Source organism: Candidatus Pelagibacter sp. PS_06, from assembly GCF_059418045.1.
This window is the reverse complement of record NZ_CM182078.1, coordinates 1,349,253-1,374,046: the sequence shown is the minus strand read 5'-3', so window position 1 is coordinate 1,374,046 and position 24,794 is coordinate 1,349,253. Positions and strand designations below refer to the sequence as shown.

26 protein-coding genes are annotated in these 24,794 nt (G+C 30.2%); 9 read left to right on the top strand and 17 right to left on the bottom strand.

From position 1 onward, the window contains the following. Nucleotides 1–296: 296 nt before the first annotated feature. A complete protein-coding gene (gene rpsT / locus AC5SLZ_RS07130) occupies nt 297–557 on the bottom strand; it encodes a 30S ribosomal protein S20 (protein ID WP_028036157.1) in 261 nt (86 codons plus the stop codon). A 50-nt stretch (nt 558–607) separates the two neighbouring features. Further along, complete coding sequence (gene mutM / locus AC5SLZ_RS07125; RefSeq protein ID WP_494615601.1) at nt 608–1,471, bottom strand: bifunctional DNA-formamidopyrimidine glycosylase/DNA-(apurinic or apyrimidinic site) lyase; 864 nt, start codon at nt 1,469–1,471, stop codon at nt 608–610. A gap of 31 nt (nt 1,472–1,502) precedes the next feature. Here mutM and ubiE point away from each other — a divergent pair, with 31 nt between their 5' ends. From ubiE to AC5SLZ_RS07095, 6 genes are all read left to right on the top strand, one after another. Then, complete coding sequence (gene ubiE, locus AC5SLZ_RS07120; protein ID WP_028036155.1) at nt 1,503–2,207, top strand: bifunctional demethylmenaquinone methyltransferase/2-methoxy-6-polyprenyl-1,4-benzoquinol methylase UbiE; 705 nt, start codon at nt 1,503–1,505, stop codon at nt 2,205–2,207. Continuing rightward, complete coding sequence (gene ubiB, locus AC5SLZ_RS07115) at nt 2,207–3,775, top strand: 2-polyprenylphenol 6-hydroxylase (protein ID WP_494615599.1); 1,569 nt, start codon at nt 2,207–2,209, stop codon at nt 3,773–3,775. Before ubiE ends, ubiB begins: the two co-directional genes overlap by 1 nt. A gap of 8 nt (nt 3,776–3,783) precedes the next feature. Then, nucleotides 3,784–4,983: a bifunctional phosphopantothenoylcysteine decarboxylase/phosphopantothenate--cysteine ligase CoaBC gene (gene coaBC, locus AC5SLZ_RS07110; RefSeq protein ID WP_028036153.1), complete on the top strand. Its 1,200-nt coding sequence runs from the start codon at nt 3,784–3,786 to the stop codon at nt 4,981–4,983. Next, nucleotides 4,983–5,420: a dUTP diphosphatase gene (gene dut / locus AC5SLZ_RS07105; protein WP_028036152.1), complete on the top strand. Its 438-nt coding sequence runs from the start codon at nt 4,983–4,985 to the stop codon at nt 5,418–5,420. The genes coaBC and dut overlap by 1 nt, the downstream gene beginning before the upstream one ends. Then, on the top strand, nt 5,417–6,172 hold the full coding sequence (locus AC5SLZ_RS07100; RefSeq protein WP_028036151.1) for a HesA/MoeB/ThiF family protein: 756 nt from the start codon (nt 5,417–5,419) through the stop codon (nt 6,170–6,172). The genes dut and AC5SLZ_RS07100 overlap by 4 nt, the downstream gene beginning before the upstream one ends. A 127-nt stretch (nt 6,173–6,299) precedes the next feature. Continuing rightward, the gene (locus tag AC5SLZ_RS07095) at nt 6,300–6,614 is read left to right on the top strand and encodes an SH3 domain-containing protein (RefSeq protein ID WP_494616233.1); all 315 of its coding nucleotides are present in this window, start codon (nt 6,300–6,302) and stop codon (nt 6,612–6,614) included. On the opposite strand, the gene AC5SLZ_RS07090 is transcribed toward AC5SLZ_RS07095, so the two are convergent. The 4 genes from AC5SLZ_RS07090 to AC5SLZ_RS07075 form a co-directional block, all read right to left on the bottom strand. Further along, complete coding sequence (locus AC5SLZ_RS07090) at nt 6,607–7,200, bottom strand: DUF3501 family protein (RefSeq protein ID WP_028036149.1); 594 nt, start codon at nt 7,198–7,200, stop codon at nt 6,607–6,609. The genes AC5SLZ_RS07095 and AC5SLZ_RS07090 overlap by 8 nt on opposite strands. A 2-nt stretch (nt 7,201–7,202) precedes the next feature. After that, nucleotides 7,203–8,534: a heterodisulfide reductase-related iron-sulfur binding cluster gene (locus AC5SLZ_RS07085; RefSeq protein ID WP_028036148.1), complete on the bottom strand. Its 1,332-nt coding sequence runs from the start codon at nt 8,532–8,534 to the stop codon at nt 7,203–7,205. A gap of 65 nt (nt 8,535–8,599) precedes the next feature. Further along, the gene (locus AC5SLZ_RS07080) at nt 8,600–9,016 is read right to left on the bottom strand and encodes a rubrerythrin family protein (protein WP_028036147.1); all 417 of its coding nucleotides are present in this window, start codon (nt 9,014–9,016) and stop codon (nt 8,600–8,602) included. Between the two features lie 106 nt (nt 9,017–9,122). Continuing rightward, on the bottom strand, nt 9,123–9,551 hold the full coding sequence (locus tag AC5SLZ_RS07075; protein ID WP_028036146.1) for a transcriptional repressor: 429 nt from the start codon (nt 9,549–9,551) through the stop codon (nt 9,123–9,125). Between the two features lie 94 nt (nt 9,552–9,645). Here AC5SLZ_RS07075 and fabA point away from each other — a divergent pair, with 94 nt between their 5' ends. The 3 genes from fabA to AC5SLZ_RS07060 are packed head-to-tail and all read left to right on the top strand — an operon-like array spanning nt 9,646 to nt 12,146. Beyond that, nucleotides 9,646–10,146: a bifunctional 3-hydroxydecanoyl-ACP dehydratase/trans-2-decenoyl-ACP isomerase gene (gene fabA / locus AC5SLZ_RS07070; RefSeq protein WP_028036145.1), complete on the top strand. Its 501-nt coding sequence runs from the start codon at nt 9,646–9,648 to the stop codon at nt 10,144–10,146. After that, on the top strand, nt 10,146–11,357 hold the full coding sequence (gene fabB, locus AC5SLZ_RS07065; RefSeq protein WP_494616232.1) for a beta-ketoacyl-ACP synthase I: 1,212 nt from the start codon (nt 10,146–10,148) through the stop codon (nt 11,355–11,357). Before fabA ends, fabB begins: the two co-directional genes overlap by 1 nt. A 3-nt stretch (nt 11,358–11,360) precedes the next feature. Next, a complete protein-coding gene (locus AC5SLZ_RS07060; protein WP_494615597.1) occupies nt 11,361–12,146 on the top strand; it encodes an enoyl-ACP reductase FabI in 786 nt (261 codons plus the stop codon). 109 nt (nt 12,147–12,255) lie between these two features. Here the strand turns inward: AC5SLZ_RS07060 and pnp are convergent, their stop codons facing one another. The 11 genes from pnp to AC5SLZ_RS07005 are packed head-to-tail and all read right to left on the bottom strand — an operon-like array spanning nt 12,256 to nt 24,792. After that, nucleotides 12,256–14,328: a polyribonucleotide nucleotidyltransferase gene (gene pnp / locus AC5SLZ_RS07055; protein WP_494615596.1), complete on the bottom strand. Its 2,073-nt coding sequence runs from the start codon at nt 14,326–14,328 to the stop codon at nt 12,256–12,258. A 52-nt stretch (nt 14,329–14,380) separates the two neighbouring features. Continuing rightward, nucleotides 14,381–14,629, bottom strand: a complete 249-nt coding sequence (gene rpsO, locus AC5SLZ_RS07050; RefSeq protein WP_023649167.1) for a 30S ribosomal protein S15 — start codon at nt 14,627–14,629, stop codon at nt 14,381–14,383. 12 nt (nt 14,630–14,641) lie between these two features. Further along, a complete protein-coding gene (gene rbfA / locus AC5SLZ_RS07045; protein ID WP_028036141.1) occupies nt 14,642–15,010 on the bottom strand; it encodes a 30S ribosome-binding factor RbfA in 369 nt (122 codons plus the stop codon). Beyond that, a complete protein-coding gene (gene infB / locus AC5SLZ_RS07040; protein ID WP_494615594.1) occupies nt 15,010–17,226 on the bottom strand; it encodes a translation initiation factor IF-2 in 2,217 nt (738 codons plus the stop codon). The genes rbfA and infB overlap by 1 nt, the downstream gene beginning before the upstream one ends. Nucleotides 17,227–17,236: 10 nt before the next feature. Then, nucleotides 17,237–18,829: a transcription termination factor NusA gene (nusA, locus tag AC5SLZ_RS07035; RefSeq protein WP_494615593.1), complete on the bottom strand. Its 1,593-nt coding sequence runs from the start codon at nt 18,827–18,829 to the stop codon at nt 17,237–17,239. 59 nt (nt 18,830–18,888) lie between these two features. Beyond that, nucleotides 18,889–20,058, bottom strand: a complete 1,170-nt coding sequence (gene metK / locus AC5SLZ_RS07030; protein WP_494615592.1) for a methionine adenosyltransferase — start codon at nt 20,056–20,058, stop codon at nt 18,889–18,891. Next, a complete protein-coding gene (lnt, locus tag AC5SLZ_RS07025) occupies nt 20,051–21,595 on the bottom strand; it encodes an apolipoprotein N-acyltransferase (RefSeq protein WP_494615591.1) in 1,545 nt (514 codons plus the stop codon). Before lnt ends, metK begins: the two co-directional genes overlap by 8 nt. A gap of 1 nt (nt 21,596) precedes the next feature. Continuing rightward, complete coding sequence (gene ybeY, locus AC5SLZ_RS07020; protein ID WP_494615590.1) at nt 21,597–22,058, bottom strand: rRNA maturation RNase YbeY; 462 nt, start codon at nt 22,056–22,058, stop codon at nt 21,597–21,599. Further along, nucleotides 22,051–23,046: a PhoH family protein gene (locus AC5SLZ_RS07015; protein WP_028036135.1), complete on the bottom strand. Its 996-nt coding sequence runs from the start codon at nt 23,044–23,046 to the stop codon at nt 22,051–22,053. Before AC5SLZ_RS07015 ends, ybeY begins: the two co-directional genes overlap by 8 nt. A 3-nt stretch (nt 23,047–23,049) precedes the next feature. Then, nucleotides 23,050–24,378, bottom strand: coding sequence for a tRNA (N6-isopentenyl adenosine(37)-C2)-methylthiotransferase MiaB (miaB, locus tag AC5SLZ_RS07010; RefSeq protein WP_494615588.1), 1,329 nt, complete (start codon nt 24,376–24,378; stop codon nt 23,050–23,052). 3 nt (nt 24,379–24,381) lie between these two features. Continuing rightward, a complete protein-coding gene (locus AC5SLZ_RS07005) occupies nt 24,382–24,792 on the bottom strand; it encodes a Fur family transcriptional regulator (RefSeq protein WP_028036133.1) in 411 nt (136 codons plus the stop codon). Nucleotides 24,793–24,794: the final 2 nt, after the last annotated feature.

The following is a 24,794-nucleotide window of genomic DNA, read 5'->3' as shown; positions in this document are numbered from 1 at the left end:
AACGTTTAAGGAAATCTCAGTTAGAACGAAATAAAAAAATTTGCAACTACATAATATTTTTTTTAAAAAAAAAATAAAATCTATGATTGTAGATTTAATTCTAAATTAAAAAAAAATTAATTTATCTTTTATTAAAAACTTTTATTTTGAATCAAACACAGATTGAATCGTTCATAGATTGAATCAAAAAGTTATTTTTATTTACCAAGTCTAGATGTGGTAAATTATAAAAGTAATACTAATATATAATGTGAGTACTCGAGGTTGTTTATTAGCTTTTGTTAGGGTCTTAAGTTTTAAATTGCAGATATCTTTTTTGTTATTCTAGAAACATTTCTTGAGGCGTTTTGTTTCTTAATAATCCCTGTTTTTGCTATTTTCATCAATTCAGAATTTAATTTTGGCAAGAATTTAAGGGCTTCATCTTTTTTTTTGTCATCAATTAATATATTCATTTTTTTTAGAGCATTTCTAAATCTGCTTTTTCTGGCCTTATTGACTGTTGTTTGCTTAGAAATTCTTCTAATTCTCTTAATTGCTGATTTTGTATTTGCCATATTCGCAGGGGTATAGCTTGAGAATTTATGGTGGTCAATAAAATAATTGGCTATTTTTGACAAGAATCACAAAAAAAAGTTGATCTATTGGAGATTATTTTTTTTTTTATGAAATCAGTACACCCTATATTTTTGCAGCGCACTCCCTCTAGATGATAAACTTTAAATTCATTTTGGAAACCACCTTTTGAACCTGATGTATCTTTAAAGTCTCTTATACTTGAACCTCCCTTACTAATTGCTTTAAGCAGAATTTTTCTGCTATTAATTATAATTTCTTTACATTCCTTCTTGCTTAATAATTTTACTTTTTTAAATGGATTAATTTTACTCGTAAATAAAATTTCACTAGCATAAATGTTTCCAATTCCAGATACAAATTTTTGATCAAGTAAAAAATTTTTTATATCCCTATTTTTGTCTTTAAAAAAATTATGAACATATTTTAGATTGAAACTCTTATCAAAAGGCTCAGGACCCAAGTGACTAAATCTTTTAATTAGATCTGCATTATTTTTAATAATCTGAAAAAAACCAAATCTTCTTGGATCATTATAAATAATTTTAAAATTTTCAAAAACTAATTCCACATGATTGTGTTTTTTTGGTAAAAAAGGTGAATTATAGAAACTAGCATTAGTATGTTTATTAACTAATTTTTTGTTAACGACATGTATTGTTCCGGACATACCAAGATGGATTAAGCAGTAATTATCTTTTGGTAAATATATAATTATGTATTTAGAAAATCTATCTACTTTAATTATTTTTTTATTTAGAAAATAGGTATTAAAATTAGATGGAATTTTTAATCTTAAGTTCCTATTTCTTATTATTACTTTTTTAACCTTTTTTTGTTTAATCTTTTTATCAAGAGATTGTCTTACAATTTCTACTTCTGGTAATTCTGGCATTTCACACTATATTGAATATATATTTTTTTTTATGCAACAATATCTTCAAAATAAAAAAGGGCTTGTAGAAGGAGTATTCGATCGAGTCTACAGTAAATATGACCTTATGAATGATTTTATGTCACTTGGTGTTCATAGATTTTGGAAAAAAAGTCTTATAAATATGATGAACCCATCTCTGGATAAAAACTTAATTGATGTAGCTTGTGGAACAGGTGACATTGGTAAATTGTATTTAGACAGTACTAATAAAAATAGCAAAATTACCTGCGTGGATCCTAACAAAGGAATGATAAGCCAAGGTAAACGAAAGCTCTCTAGTTACAAAAATATTAATTGGGTTATTTCTCCTGCAGAAAAATTACCTTTTGAGGATAACAAATTTGATTTTTATACTATTAGTTTTGGACTAAGAAATACAAAAAATTTGAATAAGGCTCTTTCCGAAGCGTACAGAGTTTTAAAGCCAGGTGGAAGATACTTATGTTTGGAATTTTCTAAAATACAAAACTCAAATCTTGATTTTATATATAAAAATTATTCAAAATTAATTCCAATTATTGGTCAATTTGTTATTGGCGAAAAAGAACCATATGAATATTTAATTAAAAGCATAGAGCAATTTATTAACCAGGAAGAGTTAATTCAATTGATGAAAGATAATAAATTTCAAAATTGCTCTTACAGAAACTTTTCTGGAGGGATTGTTTCAATTCATAGTGGATGGAAATATTAATGATCAAAAAACTTATAACCTTATTTAAATTAGGGAGAAAAGTTGCAAAGTCAGACATTTTAAGTATTGCTTCAAAATTTAAAAAACCACCTATCGCAATAACAATATTATTTCAATTACTCTCAATTTCGTTTTCTAAAAATAATCTGCAAAAATTAAATACAAATGAAGGAGAAAGATTGTCTAGTTCTTTAGAGTCTATGGGTACGACATTTATAAAACTTGGACAATTTTTAGCAACTAGACCTGATATTATTGGAGAAGAACTATCAGCTAAACTAGAAAATTTACAAGATCGTCTTCCACCCTTTTCTATTAAACAAGCACAAGAAATAATCAAAAAAGACCTTGGTGAAGAAACATATAATTCAATAATAGACTTAAGCGAACCTGTTGCAGCGGCCTCCATAGCTCAAGTTCATAAAGCTAAAATTAATGATAATGGAACTATTAAGGATGTAGCAATAAAAATTCTAAGACCAGATATCAAAAAAATATTTAATGAAGAAATTGATGCTATGATGTTGTTTGCTTTCTTTATTGAATCATTTGTAAAAAAAACAAAAAGATTAAAACTTGTAGAAGTTGTATTTTTATTAAAAGAAATAACAAACCTTGAAATGGATTTAAGATTTGAAGCAGCAGCAGCTAATGAATATGCAGAAAATACAAAAAATGATGCTGGTTTTAAAGTTCCTCAAATTTATTGGAATTTTACTAGTGAAAATGTAATGACCCTTGATTGGGTTGATGGGGTATCCATAAGAGAGACTGAAGAATTAAAGAATAGAAACTTAGATACAAATAAAATTGCTGAAGACATTATTCAACATTTTTTAAGACATGCTGTAAGGGATGGTTTTTTTCATGCAGATATGCATCAAGGAAATATCTTTATTGATAATAGTGGTCAAATAGCTCCTATCGATTTTGGTATAATGGGTAGATTAGATAAGGTTAGCAAGAGATTTTTAGCTGAAATTTTGTATGGCTTTATTCAAAGGGATTATAGAAAAGTTGCAGAAGTACATTTGGTAGCTGGATTGGTTTCAAATAATGTTCCAATTGATGATTTGGCTCAAGCTTTAAGATCAATAGGAGAACCTATATTTGGACAATCAGTCAAAGATATATCTGGTGGTAAGTTGCTAAAACAATTGTTTGATGTAACTGAAAAATTTAATATGCAAACTCAGCCTCAATTATTAATGTTGCAAAAAACTATGGTGGTAGTTGAAGGTGTTGCAAGAAAATTAAATCCTAACACAAATATATGGACAACATCTAAACCGGTGCTTGAGAATTGGTTAAGAGAAACAAAAGATCCAATAAATACTATAACGGATACATTAAACAACACCTCAGAAGTTTTAAAAAAATTACCAGAATTACCCGAGATTATGGATAAAGCTAATCAAGCATTAACATTTTTAGCTAGTGGCCAAATTCCACAAAGCTCAAATTCTTATACAGCCTTAAATAATAAAAAATCTGAAATGACGACTTTTAGAAATCAATCTATTATTGGTTTATTAGTTCTTGTAATTATAGGGTTATTGGTATTTTAATTCGGCAAATGAAAAATCTAATAGACAAAAAAATTCTCTATATAGTTTGTGGTGGAATATCTGCTTATAAAAGTCTTGAAACAATTAGACTTTTTAAAAAGAATGGAGCACAAATAAAAACTATTTTAACCAATAGTGCTAAACAATTTATAACTCCTCTTTCAGTTGTATCTCTTTCACAAGGCAAAGTTTATAGCGATCTATTTGATGTTGAAAACGAGACAGAAATGGATCATATCGCTTTATCAAGATGGGCAGATGTTATTTTAATTGCTCCAGCTACAGCAAACACTATTTCAAAATTAGCTCAAGGAACTACTGATGACTTGGCTTCAACTGTAGTACTGGCATCAAATAAAGAAATTTATATAGCACCTGCAATGAATATTAGAATGTGGGAGCATCAATCTACAAAACAAAATTTAAAAAAACTAGTGAGTTATGGGTATAAACTTATTGGCCCAGAAATTGGAGAAATGGCTTGCGGTGAATATGGTGAAGGAAAAATGTCTGAGCCAAATAAAATTTCCAATGAAATAAATAATTATTTCTTAAATCTTAAAAATAGTAAAAAATTAAAAGCATTAGTTACAGCTGGTCCAACAAATGAATATATTGATCCTGTAAGATTTATTACAAATAAATCTAGTGGTAAACAAGGGTATGAAATTGCTAAATCTTTATCTAAAAAAGGTTTTGATACCACCCTTATTTCTGGTCCAACTAATTTAACAATTGACGCCAATATAAAACTTATAGAGGTTGAAACAGCAGATGAAATGTTGTTAGAAACTCAAAAAAACTTGCCAGCAAATGTAGCTGTTTTCTCTGCAGCTGTAGCTGATTTTAAAATTAATAAAAAATACGAATACAAAATAAAAAAACAAGACTCGCTTAATTTAAATTTAGAAAAAAATGTAGATATATTAAGTTATGTTTCAAACCATAATTCTATGAGACCAGATCTTGTTATAGGGTTTGCAGCAGAAACAGATAATGTTGAAAAGAATGCTGAAAAAAAATTAAGTACTAAAAATTGTGATTGGATCATCGCAAACGATGTATCCAATAATAAAATTGGTTTTAGTTCTGATTTCAATGAAGTAACGGTTTACTACAGTGACAAAAAAAAAGAGAAACTTTCTTATAAAAAAAAATCTGAAATATCTGATGAAATAGTTGATAGAATAATAAATCAATTAAATTAATGACAAAAGTTCTTATAAAAAAATTAGACTCATCTGTTGAGTTACCAGCGTATAAAACAAGCGGGGCATCAGGTATGGATTTAATGGCCTTTTTAAATAAAGCAATTACACTAAAACCAAAAAATTCTTGTTTGGTTCCAACGGGTATTTCTGTTGCGTTTCCTAGTGAATTTGAAATTCAAATCAGACCAAGATCTGGTTTAGCTGCTAAAAATAATATTAGTGTATTGAACACTCCAGGAACAGTAGACAGCGATTATAGAGGTGAGATTAAAGTTATTCTTTACAATCATGGTGATACTGATTTTTTAATAAATAATAAAGATAGAATTGCTCAAATGATTTTAACTCCTGTTATTAAGATGAATTTAGAAGAAACAGATACTTTACCTGCAACAGTTAGAGGAGAAGGTGGATTTGGCTCAACTGGAAAATGAGTTCAAAATTAAATAAAAATCAACTCGAAAAGTTCTCAAGACAAATTATTTTAAAAAATATCGGTATTTTAGGTCAAAAAAGAATTTTAAACTCAAGAGTATTAATAATTGGTATGGGGGGATTGGGTTGCCCTGTTGCAGAATTTTTAACCAGATCAGGGGTTGGATCTCTAGGAATTGTAGATCACGATATAGTTGGTCTTTCTAATATCCATCGACAAACTTTGTATGATGAAAAAGATTTAGGGAAATTAAAAGTTAAAGCTGCCAAAAAAAAATTAGTTAGTATTAATTCTAAAACTAAAATTAATATTCATAATTTTAAATTAGATAAAAAAAAATTTATAAAGATTATTAAAAAATATGATTATATCGTTGATGGAACAGATAATTTTGAAACAAAATTTTTAATTAACGATATAAGTTTAAAATATAAAAAATTTTTAGTAACAGGAGCTATAAGTAAGTTTGATGGCCACATATTTACTTTTAATTTTAGCAATAAAAAAGATCCTTGTTTAAGATGTTTTTATCAAGAAGAAACTATCTCTGATGACATTCTAAACTGTGAATATGAAGGAATACTTGGTACTATTGCTGGCATTATTGGCACCATGCAGGCTAACGAAATCTTAAAAAGAATTTTAAATATTGGAAAAAATTTAAATGGATATATTTTAATTTTCGATTTGTTAAATTTAAATTTTAGAAAAGTAAAATTTGATAAAAGAAAAAAATGTATATGTAATTAATGTATAAAATTATTTGCACACTAATTTGCCTAACAATTTTTATATCTTCTTCCATAGCTGAAGAAACTTTTGTTTCCTTAAAAAAAAAAAAGTAAATGTTCGTTATGGCCCAAGTTTTGAATCAGATATTAAATTTGTTTATAAAAAGATTAACTTGCCCTTGAAACAAATTGATAAAAAAGAAAATTTTAGAAGAATAATTGATTTAAAAAACAATAGTGGCTGGATACACATTTCACAATTAAAGAAAAATAATTCAGTTATCGCACTTCAAAATAAAGTTTTGTTTAAGAAACCATCTTCATTTGCAAAACCTATAGCCCAAATTGAAAAGGGAAGACTATTAATTATCGATAAGTGTCAGGAAAAATGGTGTAAAATTAAATCTGAGGATTATGTGGGGTGGATTAAAACTAATAATATCTGGGGCTTAATTAACTAAAATCAGCCACTAAAGAGCTTAAATTTGCTGAACTTAGCTTTGTAGTATGTGAATATTCTTTGTGATCAATCCCAATCTCAACTTCCACACTATCTGATTTAAATTTTTCAATTTGTTCATCATTCAACTTAAAATGAATAAATTGAACTGAAGAAGCCTTACCTTCTGCAGAAGTTCTATCAACATCTTCTTCGGGAATAGCTTTTATTGATTGGCCATCAATTTTAATAAAGACTTTTTCTTCAATTCCTCCAGCTTTGCTTAGAAATGCAGCTCTTGAAACTGGGTTATCAATTTCAAACATTAACGTAGCTGTAAGTTCTTTTCCATTTGGTATTAAAGGATTGTAAGCTACCAGTTCATCTTTTAATTGTTCGTCACCACCTTTTTCAATGTAAAGCATCTCTTGGACTTGAGCCAACATTGTTTCATAACTTTCAAAATAAAAAGTAGCATATGGGCCGAGTGCAATTCTTCTATCTTTTTTAAGGTTTACAATATTTTTTCTAAGCTCTTTTCTGTTTTTTGTATAAACATCTAAAGGCATGATATCTTCTTTTAGAATTTCTCTTTTTTCTTTAGGCATGATTATAATCTATAACTTTTTGCCATTAATTCGATAGGATGTAACGCCTCATCATTAGATATATTTGTATCCACTTCCAATTGCTTTAAATGTTTACCAGCTAATGGGCAATCTGAGGCCATGTATTTATTATTTTTATTCTTAATTTGTCTAGCTGTTGGTCTTCCAACTTTATTTGCTAAATCATGAGTATCTTTCATAACACCAAACGTACCTCCATGACCAGCACATCTTTCAACAACGTCTAGCTTAACGTTTGGAATAAGTTTTAACATATCTCTTGATTTGATACCCATGTTTTGAGCTCTTGCATGACATGCATTGTGAACTGTAACTCCACCGTCTATTTCCTGTAATCCCTCTGCCAATCCTTCATTGTTTGCTATATCAACAACATACTCATCAATATCCATTATATTTGAAGATAATCTTTTAATATTTTCATCCTTAGGCAACAGCAGAGGCCATTCAAATTTTAACATCAAACCACAACTGGCTGTTAGAGTAAGTACTTTATAACCTTTATCAACCCACTCTAATAAATCTTTAGATACTTTCTTTGCTTGCTCAACCACCTTAGGTAGATCAGCTTGTTCTAAAAAAGGCATACCACAACATCCTGGATAAGCCTCTTGAACCTCAACTCCATTCTTTTTTAAAACTTTTAGAGCAGCAACTCCTGTATTTTTTTTATTAAAATTCACAAAACAAGTTGTGTAGATCACAACCTTTCTATCTTTGTTTGGAGTTTCAAAATTTATTTGATCTTTATTTTTTTTAAAAAAATTTGAAAATGTTTCTGAATTATATTTTGGCAACTGAACTCTTTTGTCAATTCCAGCAACAACTTCTAAAATTTTTCTAAAAAATTTGTTTTTAATACTAGAGGCCCAGTTAACTAATTTTGAAAACATAACACCAATTTTTGCGTTTCTATCTATTTGAGCTAATTGTGTTGGAACAGTTAGCAATTTTCCTAATTTTTTTTGAGCTGTTCTATATCTCAACATTAAGTGAGGAAAATCTAAATCAAAATCATGAGGAGGCACATAAGGGCATTTAGTCATAAAACACATATCGCACAAAGTGCACGCATCAACAACTGGTTCAAATTGTTCGCTTTTTAAACTTTCAACATCCTCATTTTCAGACTCATCAATCATGTCAAATAACTTTGGAAATGAGTCACATAAATTAAAACATCTTCTGCAACCATGACAAATATCAAATGCTCTTCTCATTTCAGCATCTAATTTTTCAGGGTTTAAAAAATCAGGATGTTCAAAATCTATTGGGTGTCGAATAGGGGCGTCTAAACTTCCTTCTTTACTCATAGTTTTTAATTGAAATATTTTTTTGGGTATTTGGTGGGCAAATTAATGCCCACCAAAATAATTTATTAGCTAATAGACTCTAATGTTTTTTGAAATTTACCAGCGTGAGATTTTTCAGCTTTTGCTAAAGTTTCAAACCAATCAGCTATTTCTTCAAAACCTTCTTCTCTAGCTGTTTTAGCCATACCAGGGTACATGTCTGTATATTCGTGTGTTTCACCTTGTACTGCTGATTCTAGATTAGCTTTAGTTTCACCAATTGGTAAACCAGTAGCTGGATCACCTACTTCTTCTAAGTATTCTAGGTGACCGTGTGCGTGGCCTGTTTCACCTTCTGCTGTTGATCTAAATACTGATGCAACATCGTTGTATCCTTCGATGTCTGCTTTTTGAGCGAAGTAAAGATATCTTCTATTTGCTTGGCTTTCCCCAGCAAATGCTGCTTCTAGATTTTCTTTTGTCTTTGTTCCTTTTAATGACATATTATTCTCCTTAATTTAATGATGTCAGACATATAATAGCTCTCTAGTAAATGTCAACAGTTTAGAATAATTATAATGTATTATTTAAGTAATTGATTTTATTATATTAATTTTGATTTTGATTATCACTCGCAACTTTAATCAAAATTTCAACTGAATTTATTTTTTTTCCAGTAATGTTATTTTTAACATTAACAATATCTATATCATTTTGATCACAATCTATTAATTCGTGAGTATCTTCATCGTAAAAATGATGGTGGACTGAATTGTTGGTGTCATAGTAAGTTTTATCTGAATTTATTGCGATTTCCTTTAAATGCCCTTTTTTTTGAAAAGCATGGACTGTGTTATAAACTGTAGCTAGTGATATTTTTTCATTCATCTCATCAGAAATCTTTTTAGCAAGATCATTAATTGTAAAATGAAAAGTTTTTTCTCTTAAAAAAAGTAATTCACAGATCTTTACTCTCTGTTTTGTTGGTCTGAGCCCGATTTCTCTCAATTTATTAACAAAATTACAATCTTTTTTCATGGTTTATTATAATAATTCTAAACTAAAGCTAAAATTATACTGTTTTATTATATTATATTGTCATTAAATCAAGTATTAAGGGTCTTCAAAATTTATGAAAAAAAATTCTTATTCATACGATGATCTCATAACATGTGGAAATGGTGAGCTTTTTGGTCCAGGAAACGCCAAATTACCACTTCCTCCAATGCTAATGTTTGATAGGATAACTGATATTAACGAAAATAACGGTATTTTTAACAAAGGCTCTTTGAAAGCTGAGCTGGATATTAAGGATGAGCTTTGGTTTTTTGAATGTCATTTCAAAGAAGATCCTGTCATGCCAGGATGCTTAGGCCTTGATGCTATGTGGCAACTAGTTGGGTTCTATTTGGGATGGCTTGGAAACCCAGGCAGAGGAAGAGCTCTAGGAGTTGGTACAGTAAAATTTACAGGTGAAGTTATTAAAAGTGTAAAAAACGTAAGGTATGAAATTGATATGAAAAAAATTATGTCACCTGGAGGAACCACTGTTGGTTTAGCAAATGGCTTAGTGTTTGCAGATGACAAAAAAATATATTCAGCGGAAAGTTTAAAAGTGGGGTTATTTAAATGATGAGAAGAGTTGTTGTTACAGGCTTAGGGATTGTGTCTTGTCTGGGTAATAATCAAGAAGAAGTCCATCAATCACTATTAAATTCTAAATCAGGAATTTCATTTAGTGAGGAGTATAAAGAACATAATTTGAGAAGTAACATCCATGGCAAACCAAACATTAATCTTGCAGACCATGTTGATAGAAAAACTATTAGATTTATGGGTTCAGGTTCAGCCTATAATTACATAGCAATGAATGAAGCAATTAAAGACTCGGGGCTTGAAGAAAAAGATGTAAGTAATTTTAAAACTGGAATTGTGATGGGTTCAGGTGGACCTTCAATTGAAAATGTAGTTTTATCAGTAGATAAAACAAGAGCAAAAACTCCAAAACTTATGGGACCATTTATTGTTCCAAGAACAATGGCAAGCACAGCATCAGCTACACTTGCTGTACCTTTTAAAATTAAAGGTGTGAACTACACAATGAGTTCTGCATGTGCTACTAGTGGTCACTGTATTGGTCATGCAAGTGAATTAATTCAAATGGGTAAGCAAGATATTGTTTTTGCAGGTGGTAGTGAAGAGCTTCACTGGGCAATGACAGCTATGTTTGATGCAATGACAGCATTATCATCTAAGTATAACGATACACCAGAAAAAGCTTCACGTGCATATGATAAAACTAGAGATGGTTTTGTAATTGCTGGTGGTGGTGGAGTGCTAGTGCTTGAAGAATATGAACATGCCAAAGCTAGAGGCGCTCAAATATATGCAGAATTAACAGGTTATGGAGCAACGTCAGATGGTTACGATATGGTAGCCCCATCTGGTGAAGGAGCTGTAAGATGTATGAAAATGGCTCTTGCAACAGCTAAAAATAAAATCGATTACATAAATACTCATGGAACTTCTACTCCAGTAGGAGATATTACCGAGCTAAAAGGTGTTGGAGAAACCTTTGGAACTGATGTTCCGAAGATAAGTTCAACTAAATCTCTATCTGGTCATCCATTGGGTGCTGCATCAGTTCATGAAGCGATCTATTGTTTAATTATGATGAAAAATAGTTTCATTACTGGCTCAGCAAACATTGTAGATATGGATGAAGAGGCTAAAAAATTTCCAATTGTAACTAAGACAGAAACAGGTGTAACTTTAAACACAGTCATGTCTAACAGTTTTGGTTTTGGTGGAACTAACGCTGCTTTAATCTTTGAAAAGGTTTAAATTATGAGTTTGATGAAAGGTAAAAAAGGATTAATCATGGGTGTTGCCAATGAGAGATCTATTGCTTGGGGAATTTCACAAAAACTTGCTGAAGCAGGTGCTGAACTTGCATTTACTTATTTGGGTGATGCTTTAAAAAAAAGAGTAATTCCTTTAGCAGAAAAATTAAATTCGAAAACTACATTTAGCTGTGATGTTGAAAAAAAAGAGGATGTTACCAAATTATTCGAAGATGTTAAATCTCAATGGGGTGAAATTGATTTTGTGGTTCATGCAATTGCATTTTCAGATAAGTCAGAATTATCTGGAGAATATTTAAATACAACAAGAGAAAACTTTTTAAGAAGCATGTTAATTTCATGTTTTTCATTTACAGAAGTTGCAAAAGAAGCTTCTAAAGTAATGAAGAAAGGTGGAAGTTTAATTACCTTAAGCTATGAAGCAAGCAAAGCTATTCCAAATTACAATGTAATGGGTGTATGTAAGGCAGCTTTAGAATCTAGTGTTAAGTACTTAGCTAGAGATTTGGGCGCTAAAGGCATGAGAGTAAATGCAATTAGTGCAGGACCTATTAAAACGTTAGCTGCTTCTGCTATTGGAGATGCAAAATTCCTATATAAATGGAATGAAGACCATTCTTTCCTAAAAAGAAACGTAGATATCCATGATGTTGGAAATTCAGCATTATATTTACTAAGTGACCTTGCAAACGGTGTTACTGGTGAAATTCACTACGTGGATGCTGGATATAACAAGGTTGGGATGCCAGATCCTAAAAATATCTCTTAAATTATAGTTAAATTTAGTTAAAAATATTAGGGGCGCTCTGTTGCCAGGTGACCCATAAAAAAACCCCCAGAACTTTCATTCCAAGGGTTTATAATTTTAATTTTTAGTATTATTCAGCAGCTTGTTTCATAGAAAGTTTAACTTTACCTCTATCGAAACCAATCACTTTAACTTTTACTTCGTCACCTTCTTTGACAACGTCAGTTACTTTAGCAACTCTTTTATCTGCTAGTTCAGAAATATGAACAAGTCCATCTTGTTTTCCTAAGAAATTTACAAATGCACCAAATTCCATAATCTTCATAACTTTACCTGAATAAATTTTATTCAGTTCAGCTTTTGCGGTGATGTCTTTAATAAACTGCATAGCGATGTTTCTAGATTCTTCATCTGGAGCAGCAACTGTTACAACCCCTTCATCATTTACATCAACTTTTGCACCTGATTTTTCAACTATCTCTCTGATCGTTGCACCACCTTTTCCAATCACAGCAGCGATATCTTTTTTATCTACTGTAATTTGTTCCATTTTTGGAGTGTGTTGTCCAACATCAGCTCTTGATTCACTTAAAGCTTTATTCATTTCACCTAAAATATGAACTCTTCCATCTTTAGCTTGCTTTAAAGCCTGCTCCATGATTTCAAAAGTAATACCAGTAATTTTGATATCCATTTGAAGTGAAGTAATTCCATCTTTAGTTCCAGCAACTTTAAAGTCCATGTCTCCCAAGTGATCTTCATCACCTAAAATATCTGATAGGACACTAAAATCATCGCCTTCTTTAATTAAACCCATTGCAATACCTGCAACTGGCTCTTTAATCGGTACACCAGCATCCATTAACGCAAGAGATGCTCCACAAACAGTAGCCATTGAAGAAGAACCATTGGATTCTGTAATCTCTGATACTATTCTAAAAGTGTATGGAAACGCCTCTTTTGAAGGTAGTGAAGAATTGATTGCTCTCCATGCTAATTTTCCATGACCAACTTCACGTCTTCCAGTTCCAATTCTTCCAGTTTCACCAACTGAAAAAGGAGGAAAGTTGTAATGAAGCATAAATCTTTCTCTGGACTGACCATCAAGACTTTCTATTCTTTGTTCATCATCAGAAGTCCCTAAAGTAGTAACTACAATTGCTTGTGTTTCCCCTCTAGTAAATAATGCTGAACCATGAGTTCTTGGTAAAACACCAACTTCACACTCAATAGCTCTTACATCAGCTAAACCTCTACCATCAATTCTTTTTTTGTTTTTAAGAATATCAGTTCTAACAATTTTCTTTTCAAGATTTTTTAACTCATCATTAACATTAAAATCAGAATAATTTTCATTATCAGCAAAAAGCTGCTTAGCTTTTTCAGATATTTCTGAAATTTGATTTGATCTATCTTGCTTATCTATTGTTCCAAAAGCTTTAGTTAGACCTTCGGTGAATTCACTCTCAAGTTTTTGCTTAACTTCAGATAAATCTTTCTTTTCAATAGTCCACTCAGGTTTTCTGCATTCTTTTGCAAGTTCCTCAATCATTTCGATTACAGGAACAAATCCCTCATGACCAAATTTAACTGCATCTAACATTACTTCTTCTGTTAAACCTGATGTTTCAGATTCAACCATAAGCACAGCATCTTTAGTACCTGCTACAACTAAATCTAAAGTAGAGTTTTCTAATTCAGTTTTTGATGGGTTAAGAATGAACTTACCATCAATATAACCTACTCTAGACGCTCCTACAGGGCCCATAAATGGCATTCCTGAAATAGCTAACGCTGCTGAAGAAGCAGTGATTGCTAAGATATCTGGTTGATTTTCTTTATCATATGAAATTACTGTTGGTAATAACTGAACCTCATTTTTAAATTCACCAGGAAACAAAGGTCTGATAGGTCTATCTATTAATCTTGATATTAATTGTTCACTTTCAGTTGGTCTTGCTTCTCTCTTAAAAAATCCACCTGGAATTTTTCCACCGGCATAATATTTTTCTTGGTAGTTTACTGATAATGGAAAATAATCCATATCTGGATTTACTTTCTTTGCTCCTACCACTGTTGCTAGAATAACTGTTTCACCACATGAAGCAATGATTGCTCCGTCTGCCTGTCTTGCTACTTTACCTGTTTCTAAACTTATTTTCTTTCCTGCTACTTCTATTTCTTTCTTGTGTACTTTAAACATTTCATTTCCATTTCGTTTCGTTCGTTTCGTTCCATTCTATCTATCTTGATCTTTATTTTCTTAATCCCAATTTCGACAGTACATTTTTGTAAGAATCCATTTTTGTATTTTTTAGGTATTCTAACAATTTCTTTCTTCTATTTACCGCTCTCAATAATCCAACAGATGAATGTTTATCTTTTTTGAATTGTTTAATATGTGTAGAGAGAGTTTCAATTTTCTCTGTTAACAAAGCAATCTGAACCTCTGAAGATCCAGTATCTTTTTCGTGCATTGCTAATTCTTGTGCCTTTTTATTCATGCCTCTTTTTTCCTATTTATTTGTTTGTTTTATTAAGTTTTCTATTTTTTCCGCATATTCAAAAGATTCATCTTTTCTAAAGAGTAATTTTGGTAAAAATTTCATAACCACTTTTTGTGATAATATTTTTCTGATTAAAAATGAATATTTTTTTAACACAGTAATAACTTCCTCAGCATTTTTTCCCCCAAGTGGAAGTACGTATGCTTTAGCTATTTTCAAATCTTGACTCATTCTCACCTCAGTAACCGTTATAGTGTTAGTTTCTAAATTCGGGACCTTAGCCTCATTTTTTATAAAAATCATGCTTAAAGACTGTTTAATCATTTCCCCAACTCTTAGCTGTCTTTGTGATATCGGTTTTCCAATTCTATCAGTCATTAAATCATTCTATCAGTTGATGTTATACTAAACGCTTCTATTGTGTCGTTTTTTTGGAAATCCATATAATCTTTTACAGTAATTCCACATTCTTGACCGTTACTGACCTGTTTTACTTGGTTTTTTTCTCTAAAAAGAGTTCCAACTTTTCCAGTATAAATGATTGCTCCATCTCTTATTATTCTAACATCTGATGCAGTAGTAATTTCTCCTTCCATCACTTTTGATCCTGCCACTTTTCCAGCTCCTGAAACTTTAAATATTTCTAAGATTTGAGCTGTACCTGTAACTGTCTCTTGAATATCAGGAGATAATAATCCTGACATCTTTTGCTTAATATAATCTAAAACTTCATAGATAATATTATAAGATGAAATTTTTATTTTTTCATTTTCTGCTAATTTTTTTGCTTCCTTACTTGGTTTAACATTGAACGCTATTAAAATTGCATTTGAAGCTTTTGCTAACGTAACATCTGTTTCGGTTACCATTCCAATGTCTGCTAAAATTATTTTAGGTTTTACTTCATCATGTTTAATTTGACTGATTGCATTTTTGATTGCCTCAGATGATCCATGTACATCTGATTTTATTATCAAATTTAATTCCTCTGCTGAATTATCTGAAAAAGCAGAGTCTTGAGTTGCAAATGTTAGTGGATTTTTAGCTTCTTTACTTTCTTGCGCTCTGTTTTCACTTAAAGTTTTTGCCTCTTTTTCATTATCAACAACAATAAAATCATCTCCTGATTTTGCTGCGCCATTAATTCCTAAAATTTCCACAGGGGCTGATGGAGGTGCTTCATTGATATTTTTTCCTTTATCATCAATTATTGCCCTAACTTTTCCCCATTTCAAACCACTTACGAAAAAGTCACCTTTTTTTAAAGTTCCTGTGGTAACTATAATTGTTGCAACAGGTCCCCTTCCAACATCAATTTTAGATTCTAACACAATTCCTGTAGCCTTTGATTCAAAATCAGTTTTTAAATCTAATATTTCAGCTTGTAAAACAATTGCTTCAACTAATTTGTCTAAATTCTTTTTAGTAGTTGCTGAGATTTCAACCATTAAAGTATCACCAGATAAATCTTCAGCAATAAGTTCATGTTCTAATAACTGATTTTTTATTTTTTGTGGATCTGCATCTGGCAAATCACATTTGTTAATTGCTACAACAATTGGAACATTTGCAGCTTTTGCATGCTTAATAGACTCTACTGTTTGCGGTTTAACACCATCATCAGCCGCAACAACTAAAACAACCACATCAGTTAATTTTGACCCTCTTGCTCTCATTTCAGTAAAAGCTGCGTGACCCGGTGTATCAATAAACGTTAGTTTGTTAGATTGACTGTCTATTTGATAAGCTCCAATGTGTTGGGTAATTCCACCAAATTCTCCGGAGACAACATTCGCACTTCTTAAAACATCTAATACTGAAGTTTTACCATGATCTACGTGACCCATAACGGTAATAATGGGAGGTCTATTTTTTAAATTTTCAACTCTAGTAGCTTTAATCTTCTGAATTATTTCTTCAGCTTTTTCTTCTCTTACTGGGTTGTGTCCAAATTCTTTTACTAAGTACTCAGCCGTATCAGCAGCTAATGTTTGATTGATAGTTACTGTGACACCCATTCCAAATAAAAACTTAATAACATTGCTCGACTGTTCAGCCATTCTATTAGCAAGCTCTCTTACTGTAATAGCTTCTGGAATATTTACATCTCGCTTAACAGGTTTTAAATTTTCTTGAACTTCCTCTTTAGTTAAATTTTTATTTTCTTTTTGCCTCGCTCTCTTAACGGAAGCTTCACTTCTAGCTCTTGCTTCAATTTCATCACTTAAAGCTCTTGAGACTGTTAATTTTAATTCTCTCTTCTTTGCACCCGCTTTTAATGTTTTCTTATCTTTATTATCATCTCCTTTAAGTCTTTTTGTAGCTCTTTGCTCTGCCAGTTTTCTTCGCTCAAAATCGTTTGTTATTGGAGGTGACTTAGGTGCAAACGATGGTTTAACTGAAACACCTCTGTTAAATGTTGAGGTAGTTTTTGGCTTGAAACCACCAGGTTTAAAAGATCCCCCTCTACTTGGAAATTTGTTTGGTTGTTTTTCTATTACTACAGAGTTTTTTCCTTGAGTTTTTGCAATCTCAATATTTTTGAAGGATTTTTTGGCTGTGCCAGATATTGTTAATTTTGTTTTCTTTTCCATAGCTCATCACTCAATCTTTGTAGACAATATTTCTTGCAGACATAACTAGCTCATCTGCTTCTTCTTTTGATAAAGCAAAGTCTTCAAGGTAACCTTGAATTTTTACTCTTTCGCCCTTAACAATATCAAATCCACCTGTTAGCTCATCTGATGCTAAATCAGCAAAATCTTCTAATGTAAGAATTTTTTGTTCACCCAAAGTCATCAACATTCCAGGGGTTAGTCCTTTTAAACTTATTAAAGCATCTTGAAGACCTAATTCTTTAATTCTCTCAGAAATATCCTCTTGGTCTTTTTGATGAAATTCTTTAGCTCTTTCTATTAGAGCTTTTGCAGTATCTTCTTCGATACCTTCAATTTTCATTAGACTTTCTGCAGTAGTATCTTTTATATCATCTATTGATGAAAAACCTTCGGCAACAAGTAGTTGCCCCAATGTTTCATCTAACTCTAAGTTTTTTACAAAGTTTTCTGTTTTTTCTTTAAATTCAGATTGTCTTCTTTCTGAATCTTCTGCATCTGTCATTATATTAATTTCATAATTTAATAACTTGGTTGCAAGTCTTACGTTCTGACCTCTTCTTCCAATAGCTTTACTCAAATTTTCTTCAGTTAAAATTACGTCTAATTTTTTTCTTTCTGAGTCTACATTTACTCTTTGAACTTCAGCTGGTGATAAAGCATTAGATACTAAAATTGCCGGATCTTCTGACCAATTTACAATGTCAATTTTTTCTCCTTGTAATTCATTTACAACAGCTTGAACCCTAGAACCTCTCATACCTACACAAGCTCCTACTGGATCAAGAGATGTATCAACTGCTTTTACACAAATTTTTGCTCTACTTCCTGGATCTCTTGATGATGATTTAATTTCAATTAATCCATCATAGATTTCTGGAACTTCTTGCACGAAAAGCTTTTCCATAAATTTTGGGTGTGCTCTTGATAAGAAAATTTGTTGTCCTCTTGGCTCTCTTCTAACATCATAACAATAAGCTTTAATTCTATCTCCAGCTTTAATATTTTCTCTTGGTATCATCTCATTCTTTTGAATGATCGCCTCTGTACGCCCAAGATCAGCAATTACATTTCCAAATTCTAATCTTTTAACAATACCACTTAAAATTGAGTCCTTTTTATCAATAAAGTCATTGTATTGTCTTTCTCTTTCAGCTTCTCTAACGTTAAAACTAATTACTTGTTTGGCTGTTTGGGCCGCGATTCTTCCAAAATCAAATGATGGTAATGGTTGTAGCACTTCATCTCCAACAGCTTTATCTTTGTTGGTTTCGTTTAGATTGATGGCATCTTCAAGTTTAATCTCTGTGTTAGAATTTTCAGGATTTTCAGCTACAATCAATTTTCTAAAGATTTCAATGTCACCATTATCTCTATTAATTGAAACTTTAATCTCATTTTCTTGACCAAATTTAGATTTAGCCGCTTTTGCAATTCCTGTTTCCATAGAACTAATAATTAGCTCTTTATCAATAGATTTTTCTAAAGCTACCGCTTCAGCAATTCTTAATAATTCTAGTTTGTCTGCTCTTTTATTTAACATGTTTTTGTTTGCTCCAAAAAAAAATGGGCTAATGCCCATTTTGTAAATTCAATAATGTAAGGGCAATATAGTAAAGTTTTTTTTTAATACAACAGAAACTATTTAGAAAAATGTCTTATTTTATCAGTTTTTTCCCAAGAAAATGATCCGTTATCATCTGGCGTTCTTCCAAAGTGGCCATAAGCAGCTGTTTTCTCATATATCGGTTTATTTAAATTTAACATCTCTCTTATTCCTCGAGGACTTAGATCAAAATTTTCGTTTATCTTATCTATAACAAATTTATTTTTATCTAAATCATTGTCAAATAAATCAACATAAATTGATAATGGTTTTGAAACACCAATTGCATAAGCTAATTGAATTAAACACTTGTCTGCAATTTTGGAAGCAACAACATTTTTTGCAATATATCTTGCTGCGTAAGCTGCAGATCTATCTACTTTGGTAGGATCTTTTCCTGAAAAAGCTCCTCCACCATGAGGTGCGGCACCACCATATGTATCTACTATAATTTTTCTTCCAGTTAATCCACAGTCTCCATCTGGACCTCCAATTACAAAATTACCAGTTGGATTAACATAAAACTCTTCTTCACTAAAACCCTCAAGAAAATTTGATGGAATGGACTTTAGCATGTAAGGTCTTAACAAATCTCTAACTTGTGATTGATTAACATCTGAAGAGTGCTGAGAAGATATTACTACAGATTTAACTCTAGCAGGCTTTCCATCTACATATTCAAAAGTAACTTGGCTCTTACTGTCTGGTTCTATATTTTTTAATTTTCCTGACTTTCTGTCTTCGGCCATTAATCTTAAAATTTTATGAGAGTAATGAATAGGTGCTGGCATTAAAACATCAGTTTCGTTACAAGCATACCCAAACATAATACCTTGATCTCCAGCTCCCTCATCTTTATTTCCAGACGAGTCTACACCCATTGCTATATCGGCAGATTGGGAATGAAGATGGCTTTCTATTTTTGTTGCTTCTCTCCAAGTAAAACCTTCTTGATCATATCCAATATCTTTTATGCAATTTCTAACTTTTTCAATTAATTCATTTTGTTTTATTTCAGGACCCCTAACTTCTCCTGCTAAAACTACTTTATTAGTTGTTGTAAGTGTTTCACAAGCTACTCTTGATAATGGATCTCCAGAGAGAAAACTATCAACTACCATATCTGAAATCCTATCTGAAACTTTATCTGGATGACCTTCAGATACCGACTCACTTGTAAAAAGAAAATTTTTTAAATTACTCATTTTTAAATCTATTAAATGAAAATATCAAAAAAATATAGAATAAAATTAATGTTATAAAAATTTTGTTTCCATATTTAGAAAATAATGTTGATTGCATTTTTTTAGCCTTTTTAAAGTCAATGTAACCTGATTTACCATACTCAACATTTTGTTCAACAATACCTAAAGGATTAACAATAGCTGCAATGCCATTATTTGCTGAACGCAATAAGTATTTACCACTTTCAATTGATCTAAAAATGCTATGCGCAAAGTGTTGTTTGGGTCCTATTGATTCACCAAACCACCCGTCTTCAGAGATGTTTATTATTAAATCAAAACTTGGGTTTTTAAAAATTTTACCTGAATAAATTATTTCATAACAAATCAATGGCAATATCTTTAAAGAAAATTTATCTCTTTTTATCTCTATAATCTTTCTATCTTTACCGTTTGAAAATGATTGATAATTATTTGTAATTACACTTAAACCAAATTTTTTGAAAATATTTTCAAAAGGTAAAAATTCACCAAAAGGGACTAGATTATTTTTATTGTAAAAATTTAATATTTCTAAATTATGATCATAAATTGATAAGGAATTGAAATAATTAATTTTTTCTTTGTTAGTTTTTTGACTATTAATTCCAATAAATAATAAATGATTTTTGGTGAAAACATCTTCAAATAACCACTTAAATTCAACTAACTCTTCTTGAGAAATATCAGGGAGAATTCCTTCAGGCCAAATAAATATAGTTTTATCATCTTTTTGTGGCTCACTTATATCAATCAATTCTTTTATAACTGAGACCGGATCAATATTTGAATAAAATCTATCAAGACTAATATTTGAACCTATAGCTCTTATTTTGTAATCGTAATTTGTAACTTCTGATGAACTAAATTTTTCTTTGTAGAATGATCCATGCAAATAAAACAGGAATGGTAAAATTAAAAATATAACACACACCCCAATATCTTTTTTTGTTTCTCTCAATATAAAAATTGCAGGACTGGCAAATAGTGAAATACAAAATAAGTTAAATCCATAAGTTCCTATTAAAGAGGTAATACTTAATATTTCTAAATGATTAACAAAACTATAGGCTATTAAATTCCAAGGGAAACCAGTTAAAATTGAACCTCTTATAAATTCAAAAACTCCAAAAAATAATGAAAAAACAAAAAAAGAACTTACTACTTTTTTAGATTTTGAAATTATAAAACAAAAAGTGACCAATCCATAAAAAATTCCTAAAAATGAAGGTATTAAAATAATAGTTACTGGAATTAGAAATTTAAAATTTTGATCAAATGTTAATGATATTGATATCCAATATAAGCTTGATAAAAAATAACCAAATCCAAATAACCACCCGTAAAAAAAGAAATACTTTTTACTTCGATTAATTTTGGATTTTTTAAATAAAAATACAAAAAAAGCACTAAAAGTAAAAAAATTTATTATTAAATAATTGTAAGGGGGTAAACTTAAAGATGAGGCTGCCCCTAAAGTAATTAAAAAAAATATTTCAATGTAATTTTTTATTATCAATCTAGTTAATCTTTGAAATTACTGATTTATATATTGTTTCTTCTTCGCTAAGCATTCTTTTATAATCTTTATCTTTAATATGATCAAAACCTAGTAGATGAAGGAATCCATGTATAAAAGTTTTTATTACTTTTTCCTTAAAATTTTTAATGTTTTGTGATCTAGGTTTATCCATGAAGTTATAACTAATTATAATATCTCCAATATAAATTTTTTTAGATATCAATTTTTTTTTAGAGAACGGAAATGACAAAATATCTGTAGGCTTATTTTTATTTCTAAAGTTTTTGTTTAATCTTTTAATGCACCTGTTATTTGAAAGAAGTAAAGTAAGAGTTATTTTCTTGGTGGGAAATTGATATTTTTTTGGAAATAACTTGCAAATTTCTTTGAAAAAAAATTCTTTTTTTCTTATTTTTTTTGACCAAGCTTTCTCTTCTGAGAAAACTTCAATACTAATCATTTTTAGAGTAGGCTTTAACTATTTTGGAGACAAGTGGGTGCCTAACTACATCCGAATGATCAAAATCAACAACAGATATTTCATTTAAATGACCTAATAATTCTTTTGATTTAACTAACCCTGACATATTTTTATTTGGTAAATCAATTTGAGTTGGGTCTCCATTAACAACTATTTTAGAGTTTTCTCCTATTCTAGTTAAAAACATCTTAATTTGAGTATCGGTTGCATTTTGCGACTCGTCTAAAATTGCAAATGAATTTTTTAGAGTTCTTCCTCTCATAAAAGCAAGTGGTGCTATTTCAATATCACCTATTTCAATCATTCTTTGAATTTTTTCAAAATCAAAGAGATCATACAAAGAATCATATAAAGGCCTTAAATAAGGATCAACTTTCTCCTTCATATCACCAGGTAAAAATCCTAACCTTTCTCCCGCTTCAACAGCAGGTCTCGATAAAATTATTCTTTCGATTTTTTTTTCTAATAACATCGTAAGTCCTACAGCTACAGCTAAAAATGTTTTACCAGTTCCTGCGGGTCCTGCTGAAATTATTATGTCGCTTTGCCTTAAAGCTCTTACATAATCTTTTTGTTTTTCTGATCTAGGAATAATTGATTTTTTTGGAGTTTTAATTATATCCGTAACATTATTATTTTTAACTTTTTCATTAATCATAAAATTATCTACTGAAGAAACTATATCCTTGTTTTCAATGCTACCATTGTTAATAAATTGATTAGCTAGAAATTTTATAGCATTTTTAACTATTTCATTTTTTTCAGGATTAGATTTAATTAAAATAGAGTTACCTCTGGAGTATAAGCTTGTTTTAGTAATTTTTTCTAATTCCTTTAAATTTTTGTTAAACTCACCCACCACTCCAATCAAGAGTTCATTGTCATGGAAAATGACACTTAGAGAATTATTATCAGAGTAAACAAACTTTAATGAAGTATCACTATTTTTTTTTGTTAAACTGCTCAATTTCTATGCCACCTTTTGATTAGAGCTAAAATCTCTTTCACCAAACAAAGTACTTCGATTACTTTTATTTATTTTCACAGGCACAATTTTTCCAATATCATCTTTTTTACCATTAAAAATAACTGATGTCATATATTCAGATCGACCAAAAACTTGGGTTTTATCGTCTGTTAAATTTTCAACTAAAACGTTAATTGTTTTATTCTCTAGTGATTTATTCATATGCATCTGATTATCGTATAACTGGTTTTGAATTTTTTCTAATCTTTCCATAGAAATACTCTTATCAATCAACTTTAAATCTGCAGCAACTGTGCCTGGTCTTGGACTAAAAATAAAAGAATAGGAATTTATAAAATTAATCTTTTGAATTAGTTCAAAAGTATCGTTAAAATCTTCTTCTTCTTCGCCTGGATAACCTATTATAAAATCGCTAGAAAATTGTATATTAGAGTTAATTTCTTTTAATTGATCATATATTTTATAATAATCACTTATAGTGTGTTTTCTGTTCATGAGATCTAGAACTTTATTAGATCCACTTTGGACTGGCAAATGAACCAGTGGCATAAGTTTTTTTGAATGCTTGTAAACTTCAATTAAATCATCTGACATATCTTTAGGGTGGGATGTTGTGTATCTAACTCTTTTAATGTCAGAATAATTTTCGATCTCTAATATTAAATCTGATAATCTATAGCTTTCATCATTGTAAGCATTTACATTTTGTCCAAGCAAAATTATTTCTTGGGTACCTGAGTCTGCCAAATATTTAGCTTCATTTAAAATTTGTTTAAATGGTCTAGAATATTCTGGACCCCTTGTATATGGCACCACACAAAAATGACAGAACTTATCACAACCTTCTTGAATTGTTAAAAATGAGGAAATTTTTCCAGAATCGTTTTTAATTTTATTAAAATATTCAAATTTTGAAATTGCATCAAATTCTGTTTCTTCAACTTTTTTGTTTTTTTCTATATGATTTAAAATTGTATCATTAATTTTATGATAAGCTTGCGGTCCAATAACAAGATCAATATAAGGTTCTCTTTTAAGCATTTCCTGATTTTCTGCCTGCGCAACACATCCAGCTATGATTACTAATGGCTTTTTTTTTAATCTAAAAATTTTTTTAACTCTTCCAATTTCATGATAAACTTTTTCTTTTGCTTTATCTCGGATATGACACGTATTTAGCAAATAACAATCTGCATCCTCATAATTTTCTGTTTTTTCATAGCCAATTTTTTTTACTGAATCATATATTCTATTCGAGTCATACTCATTCATTTGACAGCCGAATGTTTTGATAAAAATTTTTTGCTTCATTAATTAGGATTTTTTTTTTATCCCATACAATTCTAGTTTGTGGTCTACTAATTTGTAACCATATTTTTCTGCCACTTTTTTTTGAAGCTTTTCAATTTCCTCATCTACAAATTCAATAATTTCACCCGACTTAACATCTATTAAATGATCATGGTGTCCTTCATTTAATTCTTCATATCTTGCTTTTCCACCTTTAAATTCATGCTTAGCCAATATTCCCGACTCTTCAAATAATTTTACAGTTCTGTAAACAGTTGCAATGCTTATCTTTGAGTCAATTTTAGAAACTCTATTATATAATTCATCTACGTCGGGATGATCCGATGATTGCGACATTACTTGCGCAATTACTTTACGTTGATCGGTTAATTTTACCCCTTTTGACAAACATTTTTCTTCAATAGTTTCTGACATAT